Genomic DNA, 16,963 nt, shown 5'->3' on the forward strand with positions numbered 1-16,963 from the left:
CCTCGCGATGGACACCCTTGTCATTGGCTAGTGGTTCCCACTACCAAGCCCACAGCGGACTTTCACCGCCAAGTTACCGCCCGTGCCGGGCACACATACAGAAATACCCTGCCCATTTGCATGGACAGGGTATTTCCGTCTTTAGGTTAATTGCTTTGATTTAAAGCAATATAATATTTATTCTATTCTTTTCTTAAATATCCTGCATGGACATCCTGGTAATTTTTATGCTAGTCCTTTTCTGCTGCCTCAATCCGGTTAAGGGCGCGATATAGTGCCAGCTTAGCTCGCTCAAAGTCAATCTCTTCCTTCTTTGTCTCTATGCGTTGCTCCGCTCTTTTCTTGGCCTCTTGAGCCCTGATTACATCTATTTCGCTAGATAGTTCTGCAGCATCAGCTAGGACAACTAACTTGTTATCCATAACTTCCATAAATCCACCAGTCACTGCCATCAGGTTCTCTTTGTTGTCTTTTGTGTACTTGATAACACCAATTTCTAGCCCAGTGATCATAGGTGCGTGGTTATATAGGACTCCCAAATATCCTTGCGTTGCAGGAACTACCACTGATTCCACATCATCGCTGAACACGGTCCTTTCAGGAGTTACCACTTCCATTTTTAGAGCTTTTTGAGCCATAATTACCCATTCCCTTCTAGCTCTTTGCCCTTCTCTACCGCCTCTTCAATGGTCCCTACCATGTAGAAGGCCTGCTCTGGCAAGTTGTCGTGTTTCCCTTCAACAATCTCCTTAAAGCCTTTAATCGTATCCGCAATGGCCACGTATTTACCAGAGATTCCTGTAAACTGCTCTGCCACGAAGAACGGCTGGGACAAGAAACGCTGTATCTTTCTAGCTCTTGATACTACAAGCTTATCTTCATCAGATAATTCGTCCATACCTAGGATGGCGATAATGTCCTGTAGCTCTTTGTAGCGCTGTAGTACTGACTGTACATCTCGAGCTACTCGATAGTGCTCTTCACCTAAGATTTCAGGCTCTAAAATTCTAGAGGTTGAATCCAAGGGGTCCACCGCTGGGTAGATACCCAACTCTGAAATGGCTCTTGAAAGTACTGTAGTAGCATCCAAGTGGGCAAATGTTGTTGCCGGAGCCGGGTCAGTCAAGTCATCGGCAGGTACGTAAATAGCCTGCACTGATGTAATAGAACCCTCTTTAGTTGATGTAATTCGCTCCTGCAAGTTACCCATCTCAGTGGCCAAAGTAGGCTGGTAACCTACCGCTGAAGGCATACGTCCCAATAGGGCCGATACCTCAGAGCCTGCCTGAGTAAATCGGAAGATGTTATCCACGAAGAACAGTACGTCCTGTCCTTGCTTATCACGGAAGTACTCTGCCATAGTAAGTCCTGTTAGACCAACCCGCTGTCTTGCACCAGGGGGCTCGTTCATCTGACCGAAAACTAGGGCTGTTTTGTCGATAACGCCAGAGTCCTTCATCTCATGCCATAAGTCATTACCCTCACGAGTACGCTCACCTACACCGGCAAAAACCGAGTAGCCACCGTGCTCGTAAGCGATGTTTCTAATTAACTCCATAATAAGTACCGTCTTACCTACACCGGCACCTCCAAATAGACCTACCTTACCACCTTTGGCGTAAGGAGCCAACAGGTCAACTACCTTAATTCCTGTTTCCAGCATCTCAGTAGATGGTTCCTGCTGTTCAAAGGTGGGAGCCTGACGGTGAATAGGCCATTCTTCCTTAGCATTAACTTCACCCTGCTCATCAATTGGGTCTCCCAGTACGTTAAACATTCGGCCTAGGGTATCATCACCTACAGGTACAGCAATTGCCTTGCCTGTATCCTTAGCTACCATGCCCCGCTGCAATCCATCAGTTGAGCTCATGGCAACAGTACGAACCATGTTGTTCCCCAAGTGCTGGGCCACTTCTAGGGTAATGTTAAATTCTAGTTCTTTAGCCGCCTCATCTAGGTCGTCTTGAAATTCACTCTTTATTTCAACGCCGTTGTATACTTCAGGCAGCTGCCCCGGTTCAAACTCGATGTCAACTACGGGGCCGATAACCTGAACAACTTTTCCTGTATTCATGGTCTAATTTCCCTCCTTTACTGCTTCAGTGCCTCAGCGCCGCCGACGATTTCGGAAATCTCCCGGGTAATTGCCGCCTGTCTAGCTCTGTTATAGGAAAGCGTAAGCTTTTCAATCATCTCTGCTGCGTTGTCTGTTGCAGAGCCCATGGCTGTCATTCTTGCTCCGTGTTCGCTGGCCTTGGCCTCTAACAGGGCCTGATAGACAACATTTTCCACGTAACGCGGCAATAAGGTATTGAGAACCTCCTCCGCACTGGGCTCAAAGATGTAGTCTCCTGCATCTTCGCCTTCGTCCTCAGGTGGATCGATGGGCAGAAGCTTTTTGACTACTGGTTGCTGTTGTATTGCTGTCATAAATTCTGTGTAGACCAAGTAAATCTGGTCGTATTCACCAGACTCGTACATATTAGTGACTGCTCGCGTCACTTGACGAGCCAACTCTATATTTATCTCTTCGCCAATGTTGATAAATTCATGGCCTATTCTTTTTTCCTTGCGACGGAAGAAATCTCTTCCCTTGCGACCAACTGCCACTACTTCAGCAGGTATTTCGCTCTGCTCCACCTGTTTGTGAGCCAACTTAATCAGGTTACTGTTATAGCCTCCGCAAAGCCCTTTGTCTGCGGTAACTACCACATAGGCAGCCTTTTGGGGCTCTCTTACCTGAATTAAGGGATGGTCTATCTCACCAGACACAGCCACCAATCGCTTCAATACCTCTTCCAGCTTACTCTTGAAAGGCCGAGCTGCTACAACCCGCTCTTGCGCCTTTCTCAACTTGGCAGCTGAAACCATTTTCATGGCCTTAGTTATCTGCTGGGTATTTTTAACCGAGCGTATCCGCCGCTTGATATCCCGCATTCCTGCCATCTAGTTTCACCACCTCACTCTGTATAGTGGTCACGTTTACTTAAAGCTCTGTTTAAAGTCATCTAAGGCTTTTTTCAACTGCTCCTCTAGGTCTTTTTCTAGCTTACCTTTTTCCACAATATTCTTCATTAAGTCAGACTTAGAGTTGCGCATGTACTCCAAGTATTCTCTCTCAAACTTCTTAACTTGATCTACTGGTAGATCATCTAAGAAACCGTTAACTGCAGCATATATAACAACTACTTGTTCTTCTACTGCCATTGGGTCATATTGCCCCTGTTTCAAGATCTCTTGCATTCTCTCACCACGAGCCAATCTAGCCTGAGTAGCCTTGTCCAAATCTGAACCGAACTGGGCAAAGGCTGCTAGCTCTCTAAACTGAGCCAAGTCAAGTCTCAAACGACCTGCTACCTGCTTCATGGCCTTAATCTGAGCTGAACCACCAACCCGAGATACTGACAGACCCACGTTAATAGCTGGTCGTTGACCGGCGTAGAACAGGTCTGACTCCAAGAAAATCTGACCGTCAGTAATTGAAATAACGTTTGTAGGAATATATGCTGATACGTCCCCAGCCTGGGTTTCAATAATAGGTAGGGCTGTAATGGAACCTCCACCTAGGCTATCGTCTAACTTTGCTGCTCGCTCTAATAGGCGAGAGTGTAAGTAGAATACGTCCCCTGGGAATGCCTCTCGACCTGGAGGTCTTTTAAGTAGCAATGATAACTCACGGTATGCTACCGCTTGCTTTGATAAGTCATCATAGATAATAAGTACGTGCTTACCTTGATACATAAATTCTTCTGCCATAGCACAGCCCGCATAGGGTGCTAAGAACAACAAAGGTGCTGGCTCACTTGCTGACGCCGCCACTACGATAGAATAATCCATTGCCCCTGTTTCCTCAAGCTTGGACACTACCCCAGCTACTGTAGAAGCCTTCTGTCCAATGGCAACATAAATACATATGACATCTTGAGCCTTTTGGTTGATAATTGTGTCAACGGCTACTGCCGTCTTACCAGTCTGACGGTCACCGATAATCAATTCCCGCTGTCCTCTACCGATGGGAACCATTGCGTCGATAGCTTTAATCCCAGTCTGCATTGGTTCGTGTACTGATTTTCTAGCTACAACACCAGGAGCTTCCGCTTCAACTGGTCGGAATTTATCAGTCTTGATTTCTCCTTTGCCGTCAACAGGCTGGCCCAGTGCGTTAACTACACGGCCAATCATAGCGTCCCCTACGGGAACCTCCGCAATTCTGCCCGTTCTCTTAACCTGGTCCCCTTCCTTGATATCAGTATAGGGGCCTAGGATAACACAACCGATATTGTCTTCTTCTAAGTTCTGCACCATGCCGTAAACGCCGCCGGGAAATTCCAACAACTCACCGGCCATGGCCTTTTCCAAGCCATATATACGGGCGATACCGTCCCCAACCTGAATAACTGTTCCCACGTTTGTTACTTCAACGTCTGCTTCATAATTTTCTATCTGTTGTTTCAGGATTGAGCTTATTTCTTCTGGCCTGATACTCACGTTAGTTCACCCCACTTACTGTAAAGTTGATACTCTTCAAATTGCGCTGCAACATCTCTAATCGCTTAGTTACACTGCCATCAATCACTTTGTCACCTAGCTTAACTATTAGTCCACCTATAAGCTCTGGGTTAACATTCACCGTCACTTTGACTTCTTTCCCCGTGAGCTTGGAAAGTTTGCTCTCCAAGTCACTTACATGGGCTGGAGTCAACTGACTGGCAGCAGTAACTTCTGCTCGATAGAGGTTTCTGGCCTCATCAGCGTATAGTTTATACTGTCCTAAAATCTCTTTGAGATAGGTTTCGCGTTTCTTATCTATAGTTAACATGATAAAATTCAAGGTTTCCGGTAACAAAAATTGACCAAAACTCTTTTTAATGAGCTCTCGTTTTTCGCCTTCTGGTATTAACCTGTGCTCTAAAATACTCTTTAACTTGTCATTTTCTTCAATGGTAGCTACAACTTGAGTCAATTCATCTTGAACTTGATCTAGGATTTTTTTCTCCTGAGCAAGCTGAAACAGGGCATGGGCATATCTTCGGGCTACCGCCTTGTTAATCATTGGACATCCCCTACCTGATCAACGAATTGACGCACCATCTTCTCGTGGTCTTCAACCGAGATAGACTTATCTACGACTTTCCCAGCAGCCAATACTGCTAAGGTGGCAATCTCATCTCGCACTTCCCCTAAGGCCTTTTCCTTCTCTAAGCGGATTTCTCGTCTAGCCTTTTCTAGAGTTCGCTCCGCTTCCTCAGTAGCCTTGGCGGTAATTTGCTCCTTATTCTTTTCAGCAGCCTCACTAGCTTCTTTGATAATCTTCTGAGCTTCGCTTTTAGCGTTTGCTATTTGAGATTTGTAGTCTGCCAAGAGGGCTTCTGCTTCTTTTCTGTCTGTTGCCGCCTTGTTGATGGATTCTTCGATTTCATTCTCTCGCTTTTCCATCATTTCAGTCATTGGCTTATAGAGTAATTTATTTAAAACAACAATCACCACGAAGAGATTGAGTATAGTCCATAATAATGTCCAAAAATCAAAGTGCACCGAGACAACCTCCTCTCTCGCCTAAATAGTAGGTGGGCGAATGATCGGCTGTTCACCCCCATTCGCCCTAGCTTGTACTTATAATTCCAAGAATTTATGTGGATGTAACCGCAATTTACAGCTTAGTCCACATCAAAATTGAGATTACAAACGTAAACAGCGTCAATGCCTCAATAAATGCTAACGCAAGAAGTAAGGTTGTTCTGATGTCACCGGCTGCCTCTGGCTGGCGAGCAATTCCCTCCATTGCCGCAGCTGCCGCTCTACCTTGCCCTAGTGCTGATCCTATTACAGCCAGACCCATAGCTAAGCCTACAGCTAAGAATGCAATACTTGTTAGTTCCATAATTGTTTCCCTCCTTTCCAAGGTATATTGCTTTTTCTTTTAGTGTCCATGAACTGCTTGACTTAAATAAGTAACAGTTAATAAGGTAAATACAAATGCTTGAATACATCCCATTAATACTCCCAGCATCATTACTGGGGTGGGAATTAAAATTGGTATTAAGATAAACAGAATAGTTACTGCTACCTTCTCACCAAACATGTTACCGAAAAGACGTAAAGAAAGCGAGACCGGCTTGACTAGTTCCTCTATCACATTTAGTGGTGTTAATGCCGGCGGCTGCGCAAAATGCTTCAAGTGGCCTCCTAAGCCATTGGTTTTAATTCCAATAATATTTAATGTAACAATAGTACCTAATGCCAGACCAAGAGTAGTACTAAGGTCAGTGGTCGGTGGCATGGCATTTGGAATAAACCACAACAGGTTCATAGTTAATATGAACATAAAAAGTGATCCCAAAAGGGGCAAGAACTTTCTTCCTTCTTTCCCAAGAGCTGGATCAGAAAGGCTGTAAATAAAACCTATCAATAACTCCACAACAGTCTGAGCTCCCTTAGGCTTTTTCTGAATATTTCTGGTAGCAACAAATACCAGCGTGAACAACACTAACATAGCGAGCCATTGATAGAATACTGTGGTACTAATTGGGATAGGCCCTATGGTAAGTAGTTCTGGTGTCATTTTCTCCATAATTTTGGAGAGTTCATATACTTTTTCGTCCACAATTTCACCCCTTTCGGCCAATTATTATGCGTCCTATATCTGGTAAATAGCTTAGTATATACGTAAATAGTCCCGTTATCACTCCCAGAACTGTAGCCACACCCCAAATTGCTGATATGGCTAGAGCAGCAAGGGATAACACGAGCCTAAATATATATCTGCTCACAAAGATTTTTTGTGCCCTCTGTGGGTTTGCTTGTCCGACTGCTAGGGCCTGATACATTATATACATATTAATGATGCTAATTGCTGTTCCCCCAAGCACTCCACTGGAAAAATCCTTGTACCCTAATAGAGCTGCTATCACGGCTATGGTCATCCCAGTAACTGCAATTAGCTTTCCCTGGGTTAGCATTTCTCGTCTATTCATTTCACATCATCTCGATTTATCTTATCATAGAGTAGGATTTCTTTTATCAAGCTGTAAAAAGCCAGTCCTCCTCCTGCCATGATCCCCAAGATCAAAAAAACAGGAGCTGTTCCCAGGCGCTGGTCCAGGTAGTTTCCTCCTAGGTAGCCCATGAAGCTTAAGACAGCAAAGGTGATACCGAAGGAAAACCCCATGTGAATAAAACGCAATACCATCCATTGGCTTTTACCGCTCATATTATACCCACCAGACTAAAGTTAATTATTAACTATAAGTTATAATTCTTCCTTTGCTTTCAATGTCCTGCCAATCTAAAAAATCCTTCTATTCTGATTTTTTCCTCATTTACAGAATAATATAACATTTCCAGTGATATTGTCAAACAATTTTTAATATTGATTTTATTGTTTAGCTGTATTTTCTTTATTTTACATTTAATCTGCTCTAAATTCCTCTGGTTTATCCTTCCTGAACCCTAATTTTTTCTCAATGGCCTGAACTATTCTCCTGCTGGCCAAACCGTCACCGTAAGGGTTGACCGCATTGGACATTTCCCGGTATGCACTGGGGTCTTTTAGGAGCTTTAGAGCTTCCTGCTCCACCTTTTCTGCATCAGTACCCACTAGTCTCACTGTACCAGCATTAACTGCTTCAGGCCGCTCAGTAGTGTCCCTTAAGACTAGTACTGGCTTTCCTAAAGAGGGAGCTTCCTCTTGAATTCCTCCCGAGTCAGTCATAATCAGATAACTCTTCTGTAATAGGTTTACAAAGGGCTCATAGTCCAAGGGCTCTATTTGGTGCACCCGCTGAATATCCCCTAACTCCTGCTCTACTACTTCTCGAACCTTTGGGTTTTTGTGAACGGGAAATATTACTTCTGCCTCAGGTACCTGCTCTAACACTCGTCTGATACCACGGAAAATTCTGGCCATGGGCTCCCCCAGGTTCTCACGGCGGTGAGCTGTAACTAAAATAACCTTCTTATTGTCAAAGTCCACCTGCTTTAGCACTGGATCATCAAAGGTGTATTCCTTGTCCACAGTGGTCTTGAGAGCATCAATTACCGTATTTCCAGTAGTGTAGATACTCTCTGGAGAAATCCCCTCATCTAGCAGGTTTTGCCCAGAGTTAACTGTAGGAGCAAAGTGCAAGTCAGCCACTACTCCTGTGAGACGCCTGTTCATCTCCTCGGGAAAGGGAGACAACTTGTTGCCTGTTCGCAATCCCGCCTCCACATGCCCCACGGGTATCTGCAGGTAAAATGAAGCTAGGCCCGCCACAAAGGTAGTGGTAGTGTCTCCGTGAACTAGTACTAAATCCGGTTTTTCATTTTTCAGCACTCCCTCTAAGCCAGTAAGCGCTCCCGCTGTAATGGTAAACAGGGTTTGTCCCGGGCGCATAAGGTTCAAGTCGTAATCGGGCACAATCTTAAACAAATCCATAACCTGATCCAGCATTTCCCGGTGCTGAGCAGTTACAGTTACTACCGACTCAAGCACTTCCGATTGCTCTAATTCCTTTACCAGGGGTGCCATTTTAATGGCCTCAGGCCTGGTCCCAAAAATAGTCATCACTTTCGCTTTTGCTGCCACTATTCCACCTACTCTCATTCTGTTTCATTAGCTACTACTAGCTCTACCTGTGCCTCTTGAAAGATACTCATGGCTAGTTCATCGGGATAGCTACCCTTAAATACTACCTTCTGAATGCCTGCGTTTACAATCATCTTGGCACAAAGCGAACATGGCTGATGGGTGATGTAAAAGGTCCCACCCTTAATGCTTACCCCGTGTAAAGCCGCTTGAATGATAGCATTTTGCTCCGCGTGGAGTCCACGGCATAACTCATGCCGCTCTCCCGAGGGCACTTGCATTTCATCCCGCAGGCAATTCCTATCTAGACAATGCTCTAAACCGGATGGGGCACCGTTGTAGCCAGTGCTCAAAATCCGCTTATCTTTAACAATAGCGGCGCCAACTCGACGCCGCTTGCAGGTAGAGCGCTTGGCTACTACCTCAATAATATCAAAAAAGTATTTGTCCCAACTGGGTCGCATAACTTACTCCCCCTTACTTTGTTCCGTAAAGCCTGTCCCCTGCATCTCCAAGGCCTGGGACTATGTAACCCTTCTCGTTCAGCTTTTCATCTATAGCTGCCACGAAAATGTTCACATCAGGATGATCCTTCTGCACTAGCTCAATTCCCTCTGGAGCAGCTAATAAGCACATGAGCTTAATGCTTTTAGCACCCTTGTCCTTGAGGAATTGAATTGCTGCAGTGGCCGATCCCCCTGTAGCTAACATGGGGTCAACTACTATTAAGTCTCGCTCAGGAACATCGGTAGGGAGCTTGCAGTAGTACTCCACAGGCTGAAGAGTGTCCGGGTCTCGATAGAGCCCCACGTGCCCTACCTTTGCTGCTGGAATCAACTCTAAAATTCCGTTTACCATGCCCAATCCAGCTCTGAGGATAGGGATAATTCCAACTTTTTTTCCTGAAAGAACCTTTGCCTTGCATTTTTTTACAGGTGTTGTAATTTCGATTTCCTGCAAGGGAAAGTCTCGGCTCACTTCATATGCCATTAAGTTAGATACTTCTTCTACCAACTCTCTAAACTCTTTGGCTCCTGTTTTCTCGTCTCTAATATAGGTCAATTTGTGCTGTATCAACGGGTGATCTAAAACGTGTACTTTTGACATTAAATACTTCCTCCTAACAGGTCTAGCTCTAATATAAGGGGAATGCTTGGGTTAGTTTCTTCACAATTGCTCTGGCCTTCTCTAACTCTGCTTCATCTTCTGGATTTGATAGGGCCAGGTTGATGGCAACTGCAATCTCCTTCATAGCTGCCTCATCCATGCCTCTAGAGGTTGCTGCAGGAGTACCCACTCTGATACCACTAGTCACAAAGGGACTCTCCGTTTCAAAAGGAATGGTGTTTTTGTTTACAGTGATGCCGATTCGGTCTAATACTTCTTCAGCTACTTTTCCAGTAATTCCTTTAGTGCTCTTCACATCTACTAACATCAGGTGGTTGTCAGTCCCTCCTGATACTAGCTTGAAGCCTGCTTCCACTAGCCCCTCTGCCAGAGCATGAGCGTTCTTTATTATTTGTTTTTGATAATCTACAAAGCTGGGCTCTAGTGCTTCCTTAAATGCAACAGCCTTAGCCGCAATCACGTGCATAAGTGGTCCCCCCTGAATTCCAGGAAAGATAGCTTTGTCCACTTTCTTAGCCCACTCTTCAGTACACAAAATCATTCCACCTCGAGGACCGCGCAAGGTCTTGTGAGTAGTGGTTGTAACAAAGTCTGCGTGGGGAACTGGGTTTTGATGTATTCCCGCTGCCACTAATCCGGCAATGTGAGCCATATCCACCATGAATAGAGCCCCTACCTCTTTAGCTATTTCTCCAATTTTAGCAAAGTCTATAGCTCTTGGATAAGCACTGGCTCCAGCCACTATCATCTTAGGCTTGTGCTTTAGAGCCTGCTCTCTCAGTTCCTCATAGTTTATTTGTTCATTTTCTTCTTCTACTCCATAGGCCACAAAGTTAAAGTAAACCCCTGAAATGTTTACCGGGCTACCGTGGGTCAAGTGACCACCGTGGCTTAGATCCATACCTAGTACTGTGTCTCCTGGTTCTAGAGCGGCAAAATAAACTGCCGTATTAGCCTGGGCTCCTGAATGGGGCTGTACATTGGCGTGATCAGCTCCAAAGAGCTTCTTAGCTCTCTCACGAGCTAAATCTTCTGCCACGTCCACGTGCTCACACCCACCGTAATAGCGCTTGCCAGGATACCCTTCCGCGTATTTATTAGTAAGCACTGAGCCTTGTGCGGCCATTACCGCTTGAGATACAAAGTTCTCTGAGGCAATCAATTCGATGTTATTCTCCTGCCTATTCTTTTCTGCTTCTATAGCCTGAGCCAGCTCTTGGTCTACTGCTGCTACTGTTTTAATGCTTTCCATTGTTAAAACTCATCTCCCCTCAATTATGTATACAGCCCGCTGACCGCCAATTAGCTTTGGTCTAGTTCGGGCCAAAGTCAGATGGGCATTCCCTATCTGCTTAATATCTAATCTCACAGGTACTGCCACCGCTTTTAAGTGCATGCCTATGAATGTGTCTCCAATATCCATCCCCCCATGGGCGCTAATGCTTTCCACAGCCACGGGATTTGTAAATATGTCAAAGGCCTTTGAAGCTAGAGCTCCCCCCGCCTGGGGCACGGGAACCACTGTGACCGGCTCCAAGTTGTACTTGTCCACCGCCTGTTGCTCCACTACTAGGGCTCGATTCAAGTGCTCACAGCACTGAATAGCCAGGAATAGGCCTTCCCTTTTGGTTACCTCCAATACGGGCTCTAAAATCGCTTCCGCTATTTGGCTACTGCCTTTTGTGCCAATTCTCTCTCCAGCAACTTCACTGGTACTACCGCCAACCACTAGGATTTGGCCCTGCTGTAGTTTAGCTTCCTGCACTAGCCCTTCTACAGCTTGCCTCACCTGAGACGTTATGCTATTTAGATCCACAGAGAATCACCCCTTTACTTTAAAAGCTTCTCTCCATCAAACCAATCTTGTCTATGCGGCGAGTGTGTCTGCCCCCTTCAAACTCTGTATCCAACCAAAACTTCACTATTTCCTTGGCCACGCCGGGTCCTATTACCCGCTCTCCCATGGTCAATATATTGGCATTGTTGTGCTGACGAGACGCCTGGGCACTAAATGTGTCGTGACAAAGGGCTGCCCTAATTCCAGCCATCTTGTTAGCCGCAATGCCAATCCCGATGCCCGTACCGCAGATAAGAATCCCGCGGTCAAATTCACCGGACTGAACACTCTCAGCCACTTTCAAGCTGATATCTGGATAGTCCACTGAATCTTCACTATATGTACCAAAATCTTTATAGTCACGGCCTTGCTCTTCTAAAAGCTTGATAATTTCCTTTTTTAGATGGAAACCGCCGTGATCGCTGCCTATGGCAATCTTCACTTTCATCATCTCCTACCTTTATTCATGTCTTAACCAAATAGTTTTCTACAAATTTCTTAAAAGTCCTTCAATATTTTTGCGATTTCCCTTTCCAAGTAATCCCTGCACCGGCGGTACTCTTGTATACTTCCACCGATAGGGTCAGGGACACCTAATACAACCACTTCCCCGTTAAACTCAGGGTTTAGAGCTAACAGTTGCTGCTTGTGGCCCTCTGTCATAGCAACTACTAAGCTAGCTTCTTTCAAATTAGCTTCATCTAAAAGCTTGGCTCTGTGATAATCCAAATCTAGCCCCAGCTCGTCCATCACAGTAACCGCATGGGGATTGGCCTCCTGCCCAGGAAAGGCAGCAGTTCCAGCAGAGTCCACCTCTACCCGCCCCTCAAGCCCCTTTTTTTTCAACTGATTATGGGCAAGGAGTTGAGCCATACTGCTACGACAGGTGTTGCCAGTGCAAAGAAATAGTATTTTCTTTTTCATCTTTATTCACCTCTTTTTTACCTCTTGCCCTATATTTTAAAAGAAAATCATATGAATGCCAATGCCCACTAAGATAATTCCACCAACAATTATAGCCTTTTCTCCCAGCAAGTTGCCCAATTTGCGTCCAAATATTAATCCTATGGCAGTCATAATACCAGCTACAGCTCCCATAACCAACACTGTAGTCAGAACATTAGCCTGCATGGTCCCCAAACCAAAACCTACGGTCAAAGCATCAATACTCACACTAGCTGCCAGTACCATCAGGCCCCAGAAGCTGGTTATAACCATGGGTTGACCTGCCTTAGCCGTAGCTGCCAGCTGCTTACCCTGGGCGGGAATGACTTCCCCATCATCTCCTTTAAAGCCCTCTCTAATCATGTGGGCCCCAATCAGGATCAGCACTGCGGCACCGATAAAAATGGCTATATCTCCAACTGTTTGACCTAGAATGGAGCCAATAGTCAATCCAACTAAAGGCATTATAACGTGAAATATGGCAATTACCCCAGACACTAATAGAATTTTTTTGCCCGCAAGCTTGGCTCCAGCACCAATGCCCACTGCCATTGAAAAAGCATCTGTCCCCAAGGCTATAGCTACAACTAACAATGTTAATGTTGTCATCACACCTACTCCTTTTCTTTTTCCTTTGCCTTTTGTTTCACTCGAGCCCTACCAAAAAATTCGTAGATCCCCATGACGATTAAAAACCCTCCGAAAATTCGCTTTAGGTGCTCAGCTTCTATACCTGCTGCCAAATTGGCACCCACTACTGCGCCCAAGGCACTTCCCACCATTAAAAATAAAGCTAGCTTCAGCTTTACGTTGTTTTGGCGGTAATGGGTTATAACAGCAACTATGGCAGTAGGGATAAAGGCAGCCAACGATACACCCTGGGCCACATGCTGTTCCACACCCACAAAAAAAACTAATGCGGGCACCAGCAATGTTCCTCCTCCCAGAGCCATACCGCTGAGCACACCCATGGCTAGGCCAATTAAAATAATTGTCATGGCAGCATCATCCTCAATCCAGCCAATCCCATAAAGATGCCAAATATTTTTTGGAGCGCCACTGGGGGAATCCGATTCATCAGCTTTGCACCCAGATAACCCCCTACCATACCGCTGGTAGCCACCTTTGCTGCCAGTAACAAGTCTAAATTGCCATGGGATTGATAAACCAGCGAACTGACCAGTGCTGTGGGTAGTATAATAGCCAGTGATGTGCCATGGGCCTGATGCTGGGTTTCAGACAGTAAAAAGACCATGGCCGGTATCAAAATGGTGCCACCTCCAATGCCCAGAAGGCCATTAACTAACCCGGTAACAACCCCAATAACAAAGATAAGTGCCAAGCGCTTATATCCAATTTCTATTCCTAAGATATTGCAGTTTGCTTTCATAATGTCATTTTTACCAAGCAAGCTAATAATTATTAATGCAAAAACCAAATTGTTGTCATTATTATAATACCTATAGCTATTCCTAGCTTGGCATAGTTAGGGTGTCGTCGCATGGATTCAGGCACTAATTCGCTCACCACAATATAACCCATAGCTCCGCCAGCTAGCGCCAAAAGAAAGGCCATGGAGTTCTGAGATAAGGTTACTAGGGCAAAGCCTATAAGTGCTCCCAAAGGCGTAAACAGGGCCACTACTAATGTCAATCCCAAAATAGCTATCCCCTTCACCTGGGCCATTCGCATGGGAGCTGCCACAGCCATTCCCTCTGGAATATTGTGCATTCCTATGGCTAGTGCCAGTGATAAGCCCAAATTTTCCGTAGCCGCATAGCCTACAGCTATGGCAATCCCCTCAGGAAGGTCGTGGAGAGCTATCCCCACTGCAATTAGATAACCCATTTTCTTCAGGTAGGCCTGATCTCGCATACCACTAGAGCGGTTATCATGAAATCGAGAAATAATCTTATCTAACAGCCATAGTATAGCTGCTCCTGTGATAAAACCCAAAAAAGCTACGCCTATACTCCCATAGGTAATAGCAGAGGGAATCAAATCTAATACCACTACTACCAACATAATTCCCGCCGCGCCACCGAGAAAAGCAGCTAGCTTTCTTTCACTGGGCTTGCCCAAAGCCACTACTATTAAGGCTCCCAGGACCGTGGCCAATCCAGCAACCGCGCTTATAATTAGCATTTTCCCCATAATTATCACCTTCAGATTTAAAAGTCTTCATATACTTTTAAATCTATTGCCTTAGGGGTTGTAATAGAACTAACTATAACGAACTAACTTTCCACAACTCGATAGTTGGCAGCCTTGTCCAGTCTATTCATAATGGCCATCCCCAAACCTGTTCGCTCAAAGCTTTCAGCATAGATAAGTTCTGCCCCCAGTTGATCGCATTGGCGCAGACATTGATATAAACGCCGGGAAACCTGGGCTAAGTCATACCTTGACCCTAGCTCCAAAAGAAAGTAAGGCTGCTGAAGCGTTTCTCGGTATTTAGGTGCGGTTTCACTGGAGCAAAGCACCGCTGCCCTCTTTCCATCTACTTGGGCCGCCCGAACCAGCTCTCCCATCTTGGCAACTAGCTTGTCCGCCTCACTGCCGCGAAGCAGGGTTACCTGGCCTCTAGGTGAGTAATGGGCATACTTCATTCCCGGAGATCTAGGTGCAGCCTCTTTCTCCAACAGAGCCCTATCTACTTGCACCTCCGTCCCCAAAACTTGGGCAATCATTTCTACAGTAATACTACCTGGGCGCAGCACCGTGGGCACCTTACTACTCACATCTACTACTGTAGACTCTAACCCCACTTGGGCAGTACCGCCGTCTACCAAGGCATCTACTCTTCCGCCTAAATCTTGTTGAACATGAGCAGCCTCTGTAGGGCTAGGCCGACCAGATGTGTTAGCACTAGGGGCAGCCACTGGCACTTGGGCTACTTCAATTAACGCTAAAGCTACTTGGTGATCGGGCATGCGCACTGCCACAGTATCTAAGCCAGCAGTTACCTCTTTAGGTACTAACTGAGATTTAGGCAGCACTATAGTTAAGGGCCCTGGCCAAAAGGCTTCCATCAGCTTTTCCGCCATTAGGTTTACTTCTCTCACCAATCCTTCTAGCTGCTCTCTACTGCTAATATGTACAATTAAAGGGTTATCCTGAGGACGGCCCTTTGCCTGAAAAATCTTTGCCACCGCCTCTGGGTCCAGGGCATTGGCACCCAATCCGTAGACCGTTTCTGTAGGGAATGCCACAGCCCCCCCTTGACTCAATATGGTTCCCATTTCAGCTAGTTGCTCTTCTAATGATTCTGTTGCCTTAATTTTTATGTATTTTGTAGCTAGTTGGCTCATGGGTACTCCCTCACTTTATATTCTTCATAGTCATTTTTAAAAACAAAGGTGTGGCCATTGTAGTTAACAAAACCATAGCCACTATGCTGGCAAAAATATCTCCCGATATTAAACCCTTATTTAACCCCAGGGATGCTACAATTAAGGCAATTTCCCCCCGGGATACTAAGCCAGTTCCCACCGCTACAGAATTGGAAACAGGGAAACCGCCTAGCATGGCGCCAAGCCCTCCTCCCAGCACTTTAGTTATTACAGCCATTGCTGTCAGTGCTAGTACAAAGGGAATTGACCCTCCCAAATCAGATATCTGAATTCCCAGTCCAATACTGACTAAAAACACTGGGACAAAAAAGTTGTAACTGATGGCGTCTATTTTTTCGTATATAAGTCTGGTATAACCCAGTTGGTTCATTATAATTCCTGCTAAGTAGGCCCCTGTAATAGTGGCCAATCCAGAGAGATCAGAAAAGTAAGCCAGCAGTAAGCAAATACTTATACTCAAGGGCACAAACCCTTGGTGCACTCCCACCCTTTCTACTAACTGCAGTAGGGGCGGCAATATCCACTTGGCTACCAAAAAGACAGCGATAAAGAAAATAAAGATTTTTGCCACCAAAAAGACTAAGTCATCGCTATCCGCTCCTGCCACTGCGCCTAAAAGCAATGACAGCATTATGATACCCAAAATATCATCAATAACTGCAGCTCCCATGATGGTAGTTCCCTCTTTACTTTGCAGCTTACCCATTTCCCGAAGAGTTTGAACCGAAATGCTAACACTGGTGGCAGTAAGAGTTATACCCACAAAAAGTGCCGCCTTTAAACTCATGTCAAAGGATAATGCCAACCACAGCCCACCTGCTAAGGGCAATACTATACCTCCCAAAGCACTAAAGGCAGATGCTTTTCCCGTCTCTCTAAAGCGTTTTAGTTCCGTCTCTAGTCCAGCTAGAAACATGAGTAAAATAACACCTAGCTCGGCCATAGCCTTGATAGGTCCAGTTACAGTTAGTAAATTTAAAATTGAAGGCCCCAAGATCACTCCAGCCAATAGTTTTCCTAAGACCTCGGGCTGCTTCAGCTTTCTACAAATCAGTCCGGCGGATTTTACTGCCAGAATAATTAGAGCCAGTTGCCAAACTAAATCCATTTCCTTCCCCTCCAAACCAGTGGGTC

General features: G+C 45.5%; 23 protein-coding genes. All 23 read right to left on the reverse strand.

Annotated elements, in window-relative coordinates:
• Window positions 1-230: 230 nt before the first annotated feature.
• Entirely contained in the window at window positions 231-638 is a 408-nt protein-coding gene (locus GGQ84_RS00005) for a F0F1 ATP synthase subunit epsilon (RefSeq protein ID WP_429157604.1), read from the reverse strand.
• A gap of 2 nt (window positions 639-640) precedes the next feature.
• On the reverse strand, window positions 641-2,074 hold the full coding sequence (atpD, locus tag GGQ84_RS00010) for a F0F1 ATP synthase subunit beta (RefSeq protein ID WP_429157606.1): 1,434 nt from the start codon (window positions 2,072-2,074) through the stop codon (window positions 641-643).
• A gap of 17 nt (window positions 2,075-2,091) precedes the next feature.
• Window positions 2,092-2,946, reverse strand: a complete 855-nt coding sequence (gene atpG, locus GGQ84_RS00015; protein WP_429157608.1) for an ATP synthase F1 subunit gamma — start codon at window positions 2,944-2,946, stop codon at window positions 2,092-2,094.
• 36 nt (window positions 2,947-2,982) lie between these two features.
• A complete protein-coding gene (gene atpA / locus GGQ84_RS00020; protein WP_429157610.1) occupies window positions 2,983-4,488 on the reverse strand; it encodes a F0F1 ATP synthase subunit alpha in 1,506 nt (501 codons plus the stop codon).
• 1 nt (window position 4,489) lies between these two features.
• Window positions 4,490-5,053: a F0F1 ATP synthase subunit delta gene (locus GGQ84_RS00025; RefSeq protein ID WP_429157612.1), complete on the reverse strand. Its 564-nt coding sequence runs from the start codon at window positions 5,051-5,053 to the stop codon at window positions 4,490-4,492.
• A complete protein-coding gene (gene atpF, locus GGQ84_RS00030; RefSeq protein ID WP_429157614.1) occupies window positions 5,050-5,535 on the reverse strand; it encodes a F0F1 ATP synthase subunit B in 486 nt (161 codons plus the stop codon). The genes GGQ84_RS00025 and atpF overlap by 4 nt, the downstream gene beginning before the upstream one ends.
• Window positions 5,536-5,650: 115 nt before the next feature.
• Window positions 5,651-5,881 (reverse strand): ATP synthase F0 subunit C, encoded by a 231-nt coding sequence (gene atpE / locus GGQ84_RS00035; RefSeq protein WP_429157616.1) that lies wholly within the window; start codon window positions 5,879-5,881, stop codon window positions 5,651-5,653.
• 39 nt (window positions 5,882-5,920) lie between these two features.
• A complete protein-coding gene (gene atpB, locus GGQ84_RS00040; protein WP_429157618.1) occupies window positions 5,921-6,604 on the reverse strand; it encodes a F0F1 ATP synthase subunit A in 684 nt (227 codons plus the stop codon).
• A 4-nt stretch (window positions 6,605-6,608) separates the two neighbouring features.
• Complete coding sequence (locus GGQ84_RS00045) at window positions 6,609-6,974, reverse strand: ATP synthase subunit I (protein WP_429157619.1); 366 nt, start codon at window positions 6,972-6,974, stop codon at window positions 6,609-6,611.
• A complete protein-coding gene (locus GGQ84_RS00050; RefSeq protein ID WP_429157620.1) occupies window positions 6,971-7,210 on the reverse strand; it encodes an AtpZ/AtpI family protein in 240 nt (79 codons plus the stop codon). Before GGQ84_RS00050 ends, GGQ84_RS00045 begins: the two co-directional genes overlap by 4 nt.
• Before the next feature lie 198 nt (window positions 7,211-7,408).
• Window positions 7,409-8,584 (reverse strand): non-hydrolyzing UDP-N-acetylglucosamine 2-epimerase, encoded by a 1,176-nt coding sequence (wecB, locus tag GGQ84_RS00055; protein WP_429157621.1) that lies wholly within the window; start codon window positions 8,582-8,584, stop codon window positions 7,409-7,411.
• A complete protein-coding gene (locus tag GGQ84_RS00060) occupies window positions 8,581-9,030 on the reverse strand; it encodes a deoxycytidylate deaminase (protein WP_429157623.1) in 450 nt (149 codons plus the stop codon). Before GGQ84_RS00060 ends, wecB begins: the two co-directional genes overlap by 4 nt.
• Window positions 9,031-9,043: 13 nt before the next feature.
• Window positions 9,044-9,673, reverse strand: coding sequence for a uracil phosphoribosyltransferase (gene upp, locus GGQ84_RS00065; protein WP_429157624.1), 630 nt, complete (start codon window positions 9,671-9,673; stop codon window positions 9,044-9,046).
• A gap of 28 nt (window positions 9,674-9,701) precedes the next feature.
• Complete coding sequence (locus tag GGQ84_RS00070; protein WP_429157625.1) at window positions 9,702-10,946, reverse strand: serine hydroxymethyltransferase; 1,245 nt, start codon at window positions 10,944-10,946, stop codon at window positions 9,702-9,704.
• 9 nt (window positions 10,947-10,955) lie between these two features.
• Window positions 10,956-11,510 carry a TIGR01440 family protein gene (locus tag GGQ84_RS00075; RefSeq protein ID WP_429157627.1) on the reverse strand — a complete coding sequence of 185 codons (555 nt, stop codon included), beginning with the start codon at window positions 11,508-11,510 and terminating at the stop codon, window positions 10,956-10,958.
• Between the two features lie 19 nt (window positions 11,511-11,529).
• On the reverse strand, window positions 11,530-11,973 hold the full coding sequence (rpiB, locus tag GGQ84_RS00080; RefSeq protein WP_429157629.1) for a ribose 5-phosphate isomerase B: 444 nt from the start codon (window positions 11,971-11,973) through the stop codon (window positions 11,530-11,532).
• A gap of 56 nt (window positions 11,974-12,029) precedes the next feature.
• Window positions 12,030-12,455: a low molecular weight protein arginine phosphatase gene (locus GGQ84_RS00085; protein ID WP_429157631.1), complete on the reverse strand. Its 426-nt coding sequence runs from the start codon at window positions 12,453-12,455 to the stop codon at window positions 12,030-12,032.
• A gap of 36 nt (window positions 12,456-12,491) precedes the next feature.
• Complete coding sequence (locus GGQ84_RS00090) at window positions 12,492-13,085, reverse strand: manganese efflux pump MntP (RefSeq protein WP_429157632.1); 594 nt, start codon at window positions 13,083-13,085, stop codon at window positions 12,492-12,494.
• Window positions 13,086-13,090: 5 nt separating this feature from the next.
• Window positions 13,091-13,474: a sulfite exporter TauE/SafE family protein gene (locus GGQ84_RS00095; protein ID WP_429157634.1), complete on the reverse strand. Its 384-nt coding sequence runs from the start codon at window positions 13,472-13,474 to the stop codon at window positions 13,091-13,093.
• Complete coding sequence (locus GGQ84_RS00100; RefSeq protein WP_429157636.1) at window positions 13,471-13,914, reverse strand: sulfite exporter TauE/SafE family protein; 444 nt, start codon at window positions 13,912-13,914, stop codon at window positions 13,471-13,473. The genes GGQ84_RS00095 and GGQ84_RS00100 overlap by 4 nt, the downstream gene beginning before the upstream one ends.
• Window positions 13,899-14,630 (reverse strand): ZIP family metal transporter, encoded by a 732-nt coding sequence (locus GGQ84_RS00105; protein ID WP_429157637.1) that lies wholly within the window; start codon window positions 14,628-14,630, stop codon window positions 13,899-13,901. Before GGQ84_RS00105 ends, GGQ84_RS00100 begins: the two co-directional genes overlap by 16 nt.
• A gap of 83 nt (window positions 14,631-14,713) precedes the next feature.
• On the reverse strand, window positions 14,714-15,787 hold the full coding sequence (locus tag GGQ84_RS00110) for an L-threonylcarbamoyladenylate synthase (protein ID WP_429157639.1): 1,074 nt from the start codon (window positions 15,785-15,787) through the stop codon (window positions 14,714-14,716).
• A 10-nt stretch (window positions 15,788-15,797) separates the two neighbouring features.
• The gene (locus tag GGQ84_RS00115) at window positions 15,798-16,937 is read right to left on the reverse strand and encodes a cation:proton antiporter (protein ID WP_429157641.1); all 1,140 of its coding nucleotides are present in this window, start codon (window positions 16,935-16,937) and stop codon (window positions 15,798-15,800) included.
• Between the last annotated feature and the right edge of the window lie 26 nt (window positions 16,938-16,963).

Source organism: Desulfitispora alkaliphila, from assembly GCF_050433185.1.
In the GTDB taxonomy this organism is placed as follows: domain Bacteria; phylum Bacillota; class Desulfitisporia; order Desulfitisporales; family Desulfitisporaceae; genus Desulfitispora; species Desulfitispora alkaliphila.

Bases quoted from the DNA above. Each gene is read 5' to 3' on its own strand.
- GGQ84_RS00005 (WP_429157604.1), bottom strand. From the start codon at position 638: ATGGCTCAAAAAGCTCTAAAAATGGAAGTGGTAACTCCTGAAAGGACC.
- atpD (WP_429157606.1), bottom strand. From the start codon at position 2,074: ATGAATACAGGAAAAGTTGTTCAGGTTATCGGCCCCGTAGTTGACATC.
- atpG (WP_429157608.1), bottom strand. From the start codon at position 2,946: ATGGCAGGAATGCGGGATATCAAGCGGCGGATACGCTCGGTTAAAAAT.
- GGQ84_RS00025 (WP_429157612.1), bottom strand. From the start codon at position 5,053: ATGATTAACAAGGCGGTAGCCCGAAGATATGCCCATGCCCTGTTTCAG.
- atpE (WP_429157616.1), bottom strand. From the start codon at position 5,881: ATGGAACTAACAAGTATTGCATTCTTAGCTGTAGGCTTAGCTATGGGT.
- GGQ84_RS00045 (WP_429157619.1), bottom strand. From the start codon at position 6,974: ATGAATAGACGAGAAATGCTAACCCAGGGAAAGCTAATTGCAGTTACT.
- GGQ84_RS00050 (WP_429157620.1), bottom strand. From the start codon at position 7,210: ATGAGCGGTAAAAGCCAATGGATGGTATTGCGTTTTATTCACATGGGG.
- wecB (WP_429157621.1), bottom strand. From the start codon at position 8,584: ATGAGAGTAGGTGGAATAGTGGCAGCAAAAGCGAAAGTGATGACTATT.
- GGQ84_RS00060 (WP_429157623.1), bottom strand. From the start codon at position 9,030: ATGCGACCCAGTTGGGACAAATACTTTTTTGATATTATTGAGGTAGTA.
- upp (WP_429157624.1), bottom strand. From the start codon at position 9,673: ATGTCAAAAGTACACGTTTTAGATCACCCGTTGATACAGCACAAATTG.
- GGQ84_RS00070 (WP_429157625.1), bottom strand. From the start codon at position 10,946: ATGGAAAGCATTAAAACAGTAGCAGCAGTAGACCAAGAGCTGGCTCAG.
- GGQ84_RS00085 (WP_429157631.1), bottom strand. From the start codon at position 12,455: ATGAAAAAGAAAATACTATTTCTTTGCACTGGCAACACCTGTCGTAGC.
- GGQ84_RS00090 (WP_429157632.1), bottom strand. From the start codon at position 13,085: ATGACAACATTAACATTGTTAGTTGTAGCTATAGCCTTGGGGACAGAT.
- GGQ84_RS00095 (WP_429157634.1), bottom strand. From the start codon at position 13,474: ATGACAATTATTTTAATTGGCCTAGCCATGGGTGTGCTCAGCGGTATG.
- GGQ84_RS00105 (WP_429157637.1), bottom strand. From the start codon at position 14,630: ATGGGGAAAATGCTAATTATAAGCGCGGTTGCTGGATTGGCCACGGTC.
- GGQ84_RS00110 (WP_429157639.1), bottom strand. From the start codon at position 15,787: ATGAGCCAACTAGCTACAAAATACATAAAAATTAAGGCAACAGAATCA.
- GGQ84_RS00115 (WP_429157641.1), bottom strand. From the start codon at position 16,937: ATGGATTTAGTTTGGCAACTGGCTCTAATTATTCTGGCAGTAAAATCC.